The following is a 7,298-nucleotide window of genomic DNA, read 5'->3' as shown; positions in this document are numbered from 1 at the left end:
CCTGACCCACCTGGTGGCCGTGGCCCTCGCCGACCGCATCCGCTCCCACGCCGTCGCCCTCGAGGAGTCGACGGCGGGGCGGCTGCAGGGCGCGCAGGAGGTGTCGGTGTGCTTCGCCGACCTCGTGGGGTTCACCGACCTCGGCGAGAACGTCTCCGCGGCGGAGCTCTCCGAGGTCGCCGAGCAGCTCGCGGAGTGCGCGACCGAGGTCGTGTCCCGCCCGGTGCGCCTCGCCAAGACCATCGGCGACGCGGTGATGCTCGTGTCGTCGGACTGCGTCGCGCTGGTGCGCGCGGCCGTGGAGCTCGCGCGACGCTGGGCGGAGGCCGACGACGGGCGCCCCGACGTGCGCATCGGACTCGCCCGGGGCACCGCGGTGCCGCACGCGGGCGACTGGTTCGGGCCGCCGGTCAACCTCGCGTCCCGGGTCACGACGACCGCGCGGCCCGGGCAGGTCGTCGTCACCGCGGCCGTCCACGACGCGGTCGTCGAGCAGCTCGGCCCGGACAACGAGTTCCGGTGGCGGGTGGCGGCGCCGCGGCGGTTCAAAGGGATCCGGGGGGCGCAGCGCCTCTACCGGGTCAGCGCAGTCTGAGGGACCCGACGGGAGAGAGCTGGGATCGGCGGCGGTCCGCTCCCCAGCGACCGCCGCCGACCCGCAGCAGCCGGTGTTCCCCGAACACCGACACCAACCGTCCGTCGGTGGGAACACGGTGAGGCACGCAACACCTCCACGTCCAGCGGGAACCCTCGATCACCACATGAGTTCACCCACTGGAGTGCCTACTCGGGCCGTTTGCCCACGTGCTCGCCCGCCCGGAGGCGCAGCAGGTTGACGGCGACGGTCATCGACACGACGACGCCGAGCAGGAACACGACGGCTCCCGCGACGGTGGCCCCGCCCAGCACGAGCGCGAGACCGGCCAGCAGCAGGACCGCGGCGAGGATCCAGCCGCCGATCAACAGACGCATCTGCGAGATGCCGAGCCGGGACGCGAGCCGCTCCACCATGCGCGACAGCGTACGGGAGCCGCGGCATTGACTCTTCCCCAGGAGTCTTTGGTAGCTTTTCGATACCGAGACCGAGGAGAGATGTCATGACGACGACGAACGTGCTCGCCGGTGTCCTGGTCGAGGACTGGACCGGATCCCAGGACTTCTACGCGACGGTCCTCGGTCGCCGGCCCGACCGGGTGCCCATGCACGGCTGTGCCGAGTGGCACGTGCCGGGCGGCGGCTTCCTGCAACTGGTCGAGGACGCCTCGCGGGCCGGGTCGTCGTCGGTGACCCTCGCCGTCGACGACGTCCACGCCGAGCACGCCCGGCTGCGCGCGGCCGGAGTCCTCGTGCCCGACGTGTGGACCGTGCCGGACTTCATCCACGCGGTGACCTTCGCCGACCCGGAGGGCACCCAGGTCACGCTCGTCGAGGAGATCGCCCCGCAGACGGCGGCGGGCGTCGTCCGCGCGCTCTTCGCCGCCTACCTCGCCCAGGACGCCGACGCGGCGGTCGCCCTGACCGGGGAGGACTTCGTCTTCACCAGCCCCCAGGACGAGCCGATCGGTCGCGAGGAGTGGCTGCGCCGCTGCTTCCCGACGGCGGAGCGGCTGCGCTCGCAGGACCTCGTCGACGTCGTGGAGGTCTCCCCCGGCGAGGTCTTCGTGCGCTACGTGTACGAGCTGCGGACCGGCGCGCGACACCGCAACACCGAGGTCCTCTCGGTGCGCGACGGCCGCGTCGTCGAGGTCCAGGTCTACTTCGGCGCCGCCCTGTCCTGACCGGGCTACCCGACGCTCCGCTGCCCGCCCGCGGCGACCCGGCGCTCGAGGTTCTCGAGCACGCCGTCGTGGATGCGCCGCAGGCCCCTCGGCGCGAACAGCCGCTCGAAGAACCCGCCGATGCCGCCGGCCCCGTCCCAGCGGGTGTCGATCTCCACCGTCGCAGCGGCCTCACCCTCCGGCCGGACCCGCCACGTGGTCACCATGCTCGAGTTGCGGTCGGTCTCGACGACCCCGCCCTCCGGTGCGGAGGACACCTCGACGAGCTGGTCGCGCTGCCGCTTCGAGGTCGCCTGCAGCACCCACCCGACGACGGTGCCCGCGCCCTCGCCGCCGACCTCGACGCGGTAGTCGCGGTAGTGCTCGGTGAGGATCGAGGGTCGGATCTCCCGGTAGTCCGCCAGGGCCGCCAGCACCTTCTCGGGGTCGGCGGGGATCGTGCGGCGGGCCAGCGCCCTGACCTGCGCCATCGCGGCTCCTCCGTCGGGGGCGCCTCGGTGGGGCCCCGTGCTGGTGCCCTGCTTACTCCATCGCCCCGCTCCCCCGCGACGCTGCCCACGGCTCGCACACGACCCCACCGTGCCCAACCGAAGTGACGGGTCACCCGAACTCCTCCGGTACCGTGATCACGGAGACCCGGTACGCGCGGGATCAGCCGGCCCGGGGGGATGTGCACATGGCCGAGGACGTCGACGACGGGCGCCTGCGGACACGCCACCCGGGCGACGGGCCGGGCGGGCGGGCCGCGGTCGACCGGGGGTGCACCTGCTCGGTGCTGGCCAACGCCGCCTACCGTGCGGGCGCTCCCGGGGAACGGTCCTTCGTCGAGCCGCACTGCCCGGTCCACTCGATCACGGCCTGAGGGCCCGGCCCCGCCGGGAACTCATCCCACCGCGAAGGGGCCGCCCGGCCCGAAGGCGGACGCGGCGAACCGCTCGCCCATCAGTCGGTGCGTGGCCGCGTCGGGGTGCAACCGGTCGGGCAGCGGGTGCTCGCCGACGTCGGGCTCGCCGTAGAGCGTGCGCCCGTCGAGCAGGTGCAGGTGCGGGTCGTCGACCGCGCGCTGGTCGACGATGCGGGCGAGCTCCTCGCGGATGGTGCGCAGGCAGAGCCGCCCGGCCGCGACGTCCGCCGGATCACCGGTGGCCCGGAAGCGCATCGTGCCGTCGGAGAGATCCACGGCACCGGGCCCCGGGGTCTCCTCGTGGATCGGGCAGAGCACCGGCGAGACCACCAGCAGCGGCGTCGTCGGGTGCCCGTCGCGGATCGTGTCGAGGAACCCGTGCACCGCCGGCGTGAAGGCCCGCATCCGCATGACGTCGGCGTTGGTCAGGTTGATGCCGATCTTGACGCTGAGCAGGTCGGCGGGGTGGTCGCGCAGGACGCGCGCGACGAAGGAGTCGAGCATCGCGCTGCCGCTGAAACCGAGGTTGACCAGGTCGACGCCCCCGCGCGCGGCCGCCAGGGCGGCCCACGTCGTCGTCGGGCTCGCGGCGTTCGAGCCCTGGCTGATCGAGCTGCCGTGGTGCAGCCAGACCCGGCGGTCGCCCGGCGGGACCGGGGCGACCGGCGCATCGGTGCGCAGCGCCACCAGCTCGGTCATCTCCTGGTGGGGCAGCCAGAGCTCGACGACCTTCTCGCGCGCCGGCAGGCCGGTGAAGGCGACCGTCCCGACGGGGCCCTCGCGGGTCTCGGTGGCGCCGGTCGCAAAGTCGGTCAGCAGCACGGTCCCGCCCCTCGACGTCTGCTGGTCGACGAGCTCGCCGTCGACGAGCAGGTCGTAGCGGCCGTCGGGCCGCGGCGGCACCCCGACGGCGGCGAGCGTCGTGCGGCGGGCGTCGACCTCGAGCCGCGTCGCGGCGGTGCGGACCACGAGCCGCACGCCGGAGGGCTGCGCCTGGGCCAGGAGCAGCTGGCGGTCCGCCCGGGCCCGCGCCCGTGCCGGGAGCCGGTGCGGCCGGACCCCGACCTCGGTGTGCTCCAGGTCGAGCGCACCGCGCAGCAGCTCGGGAACGATCTCCGTCGTGATCACGCGGTCCACCCTCGCGCGGGCCCCGGGCCGGGCGCATCCCGGATCCCCTCGTGCCGTGCCGGGCGACGGGCCATCATGATCGGGTGGACGAGACGCAGCCGGACGCCGGTGACTACAGCCACGCCGAGTCGATCCACGTCGACGCCGACCCGCGCGCGGTGTGGGACGTCGTCTCCGACGTCACGCGCACCGGGGAGTGGAGCCCGATCTGTGCGCGCTGCGAGTGGGACGAGGGCGACGGCCCGCGGGTCGGGGCCCACTTCACCGGCTACAACGTCAAGCCCGACCGCGAGTGGCAGACCCGCAGCGAGGTGGTGGCCGCCGAGCCCGGCCGCGTCTTCCGCTGGACGGTCAACGGCGGCCGCGTCTACTGGGGCTTCGAGACGGTTCCCGACGGCGTGGGCACGCGGCTGACCGAGACCTGGGAGTTCCCCCCGGCGGGCCGGGAGTTCTTCGGGGAGCGCTACGGCGAGGACGCGGCGAAGGAGATCGCGATCCGGGTGGCCGACGCCCGCGCGGGGATCCCGGCGACGCTCGCGGCGATCAAGCGCGTCGTGGAGGGCTGAGCTCCGAAGGCCCGGGGCGGTCCCGCTGCCCGAGGGGGACCGGGCAGCGGGACCTCGCCGGCCCTCCTGGGGGGCAAGAGGCTCCGGCGTGGCCGTGATCGTCCCAGCTCCGTCCGGCCCCGAACAGACGGACACGCATCTTGTTCTGTCTCAGTTTCCCCGCCGTTCGTCGCGGGCGGGATCGAGCTGGACCGAACGGTGCGACGTGATCGGCGTTTGGCGCGCACGCGGTCCCGGACATCTCGTCCCCGAGGTTCAACTCCGAGCCGGACACCCCACCCAGGCTCGGCACCTCGGAGGCGCGCGTGGCCGGAACCGAACTGACCGTCATCGGGCGTTTCACCTGCCGGGAGGACGACCGACCGCTCCTGCTCACCCCCCGCGCGGAGCGGCTGTTGGCCTTCCTGGCCCTGGCCCGCCGTCCCGTCCGCCGCGACCAGCTCTCCGGCGCCCTCTGGGGCGACTGCCCCGAGGAACGTGCCGCGGGCAACCTGCGCTCGACCCTGTGGCGCCTGGGCCGCATCGTCGCCGAGCCGCTGGTCGAGACCGGCGACGGCCACGTCGCCCTCGCCGCGCACGTCACCGTCGACCTGTGGGAGGCCGAGGTCGGGGTCGCCGACGACCGCGAGGCCCGGCTCGTCGCGGGCGAGCTGCTGCCGGGCTGGGACGACCCCTGGGTCGAGCCGGAGCGGGAGCGTTTCCGTCAGCTGCGCCTGCACGCCCTCGAGGCGCTGTGCGCCGATCACCGCCGCGCCGGGCGCTACGCCGACGCGCTGCGCGTCGGGCTCGTCGCGGTCGGCTGCGACCCGCTGCGGGAGACCGCGCACCGCGAGGTCATCGCGGTGCACCTCGAGGAGGGCAACGTCGGGGAGGCCCTGCGCCAGTACGACGGCTACCGCCGGCTGCTGCACGCCGAGCTCGACCTCGCCCCGTCCCCGGCGATGCGCCGCGTCATCGACGAGTACCTCGACGACATGGTCGACGCCGTCGACCCCACCGAGCGCGTGCCGTCGGCGCGCGTGCCCGAGGGCCACCACCCGCGACCGTGAGCAGATCACCACGATCCAGCGCGGGTCCGGGGCCGCCCGGTCAGGGGCGGTGGTTGTGGACCGGACGGCCGCGGGACGTGCCCGGGCTCCCGACCCAGTCCAGCATCAGCAGGGTGGCGTCGTCCTGCAGACGGCCGGCCTGGTGGGCCAGCACCGACGCGGTGAGACGCCGCAGCGTCTCCGGGGCGGAGACCCGGGACTGCTCGGTGCGCTCGGTCAGGTCGATCAGGCGGTTCTCGCCGAAGAACCGGCCCTGCTCGTCACGGGCCTCGACGACGCCGTCGCTGTAGAGGAGCAGGCGGTCGCCGGGCTCGAGCTGCACGTGCCCGACCGGGGTGGCCGCGCCCCGGGCGTGGACCCCGAGGGGCGGGCGCAGGGCGGCGTCGAGCCGGTGCACGACGTGACCGTCGCGCAGCACCAGCGGTGCCGGGTGGCCCGCCAGCAGGTACTCGAGCCGGCCGGTGTCGGTCTCGAGGCGCGCCAGCACCGCGGTGACGAACGGGACGACCCCGGGGTGGCCGCGCAGCTGGTCGTCCGCGATCGCGGCCAGCGTGCTCAGGTCGCGGTCCCCCCGACGCCGGGCGTGACGGATCGCGTTGACCGCCAACGCCGTCGTGACCCCGGCCTCGAGGTCGTGACCGATCCCGTCGAACACCCCGACGTAGAGCGCGTCGCGGTCGACGGCGTAGTCGTAGGCGTCGCCACCCACCTGGTCGTGCGGTTCGAGCAGCGCGGCCACCACCACCTCGGAGGTGGCGAAGGTGCGGGGCGGGACCAGCTGCCAGAGCAGCTCCGAGGCCACGGAGAGGCCGTGGGGAGCCCGGAGGCGCCGGAGGTGGTCGGAGTAGACCAGCTTGCCCATGACGACGTGCCCCGCCAGCCCGGCGAAGGTCAGGACCCAGCGACGCAGCAGGGCGTCGTCGACGACGTCGTCACCGAGCACCAGCCGCAGCACCCCGACCCGCTCCGTGCCGTCGAGGATGGCGGCGCACAGCACCCGGCGACCGCCGGCGTCATGGGCCTCGACGACCTCGCCGTACTGGAACGCCCGACCCTCCACGGTGCCCTCGACGGACACCGTCTCCACCCCGGCGCGCGGGTGCTTCTCGACCGGGCGCCCCGTCTCGCAGGGCCCGAGCGGGGTCAGGACCTGCTGACCGAGGTCCACCAGCAGCACCTCGGCCCGCAGCCCCAGCGGTGCGACCAGCTCGTCGAGCATGGAGGCGATCCCGTCGCCGACCACCACGTGTGATCGGTGGACGAGCTCGCTGGCCACCTCTGCCCACTGCTCGTGGCGCGAGCGGTCGCCGTCGGTCATCGCGCCAGCGTAGATCGGGGGGCGACGGTGCGATGCGGTCGTTCGCGGCACCCGCAGGTCATGCCCAGGGGGCCTCCACCAGCTCGGGCCGCTCAGGGTCCGGCGCGGCTGGTGTAGGTGTGGCCGGTCGGGGTGGTGGTCCGCACGGTGTGCGGCTGGTCGCCGAGCCCGTCGTGCACGGTCTCGATGTGCCAGCCCGGCATCTCGCGGACGAAGTTCCCCCGCGCGCACACCCCCCGGCCGTTGGTGAAACTGGTCGGCCCGCCGGCCCGCGACTGGGTGATGTGGTCGTGGTGCCGGATCGGGGCATCACAGAAGGGGTCCCGGCAGCGGCCGCCGTCGCGCAGGTCGATCAGGCGGGCGAGGAACCCGTCGAACAACCGTTTCTGCGGGTCACCGCCGACCAGCGTGCCGTGCTTCGGGTGCGAGAACAGTCGCCGCCACCACCGCGTGCCCTTGGTCGTGCGCAGCAGGTCACGCACGACGGGACCGGGTAGCGGGCCGTGCCCCACGAGGTCCCCGCTGGCGGGACTGTCCGGGTCGAGCAGCAGCTCG

General features: G+C 74.3%; 9 protein-coding genes and 1 pseudogene. 5 read left to right on the top strand and 5 right to left on the bottom strand.

What is annotated here, in order from left to right:
• Nucleotides 1-595, top strand: a 595-nt coding sequence (locus AC0CYZ_RS06835; RefSeq protein WP_472213616.1) for an adenylate/guanylate cyclase domain-containing protein, incomplete at its 5' end; no start/stop codon positions are given.
• A gap of 188 nt (nucleotides 596-783) precedes the next feature.
• On the opposite strand, the gene AC0CYZ_RS06830 is transcribed toward AC0CYZ_RS06835, so the two are convergent.
• The gene (locus AC0CYZ_RS06830; protein ID WP_472213614.1) at nucleotides 784-1,011 is read right to left on the bottom strand and encodes a hypothetical protein; all 228 of its coding nucleotides are present in this window, start codon (nucleotides 1,009-1,011) and stop codon (nucleotides 784-786) included.
• An 86-nt stretch (nucleotides 1,012-1,097) separates the two neighbouring features.
• Between AC0CYZ_RS06830 and AC0CYZ_RS06825 the strand changes: the two genes are divergently transcribed.
• Entirely contained in the window at nucleotides 1,098-1,778 is a 681-nt protein-coding gene (locus AC0CYZ_RS06825) for a nuclear transport factor 2 family protein (protein WP_472213612.1), read from the top strand.
• Nucleotides 1,779-1,783: 5 nt separating this feature from the next.
• Here the strand turns inward: AC0CYZ_RS06825 and AC0CYZ_RS06820 are convergent, their stop codons facing one another.
• Entirely contained in the window at nucleotides 1,784-2,248 is a 465-nt protein-coding gene (locus AC0CYZ_RS06820; protein WP_472213610.1) for an SRPBCC family protein, read from the bottom strand.
• A 206-nt stretch (nucleotides 2,249-2,454) separates the two neighbouring features.
• Between AC0CYZ_RS06820 and AC0CYZ_RS06815 the strand changes: the two genes are divergently transcribed.
• Nucleotides 2,455-2,640 (top strand): hypothetical protein, encoded by a 186-nt coding sequence (locus AC0CYZ_RS06815; RefSeq protein ID WP_472213608.1) that lies wholly within the window; start codon nucleotides 2,455-2,457, stop codon nucleotides 2,638-2,640.
• 21 nt (nucleotides 2,641-2,661) lie between these two features.
• Here the strand turns inward: AC0CYZ_RS06815 and AC0CYZ_RS06810 are convergent, their stop codons facing one another.
• Nucleotides 2,662-3,810 (bottom strand): SGNH/GDSL hydrolase family protein, encoded by a 1,149-nt coding sequence (locus AC0CYZ_RS06810; protein WP_472213606.1) that lies wholly within the window; start codon nucleotides 3,808-3,810, stop codon nucleotides 2,662-2,664.
• An 83-nt stretch (nucleotides 3,811-3,893) separates the two neighbouring features.
• Here AC0CYZ_RS06810 and AC0CYZ_RS06805 point away from each other — a divergent pair, with 83 nt between their 5' ends.
• The gene (locus AC0CYZ_RS06805; RefSeq protein ID WP_472213605.1) at nucleotides 3,894-4,376 is read left to right on the top strand and encodes an SRPBCC family protein; all 483 of its coding nucleotides are present in this window, start codon (nucleotides 3,894-3,896) and stop codon (nucleotides 4,374-4,376) included.
• A gap of 305 nt (nucleotides 4,377-4,681) precedes the next feature.
• Complete coding sequence (locus AC0CYZ_RS06800; RefSeq protein ID WP_472213603.1) at nucleotides 4,682-5,425, top strand: AfsR/SARP family transcriptional regulator; 744 nt, start codon at nucleotides 4,682-4,684, stop codon at nucleotides 5,423-5,425.
• 40 nt (nucleotides 5,426-5,465) lie between these two features.
• Here AC0CYZ_RS06800 and AC0CYZ_RS06795 read toward each other — a convergent pair whose 3' ends face one another.
• Together AC0CYZ_RS06795 and AC0CYZ_RS06790 are read right to left on the bottom strand one after the other, a co-directional pair.
• Entirely contained in the window at nucleotides 5,466-6,743 is a 1,278-nt protein-coding gene (locus AC0CYZ_RS06795; protein ID WP_472213601.1) for a PP2C family protein-serine/threonine phosphatase, read from the bottom strand.
• Nucleotides 6,744-6,835: 92 nt separating this feature from the next.
• Nucleotides 6,836-7,298: pseudogene (locus tag AC0CYZ_RS06790) on the bottom strand (DUF222 domain-containing protein); the annotation flags it as partial.

This window comes from Actinomycetospora sp. (genome assembly GCF_055612215.1).
Note: the sequence above shows the minus strand (reverse complement) of the source record. Positions and strands in the feature narration are given on the sequence as shown.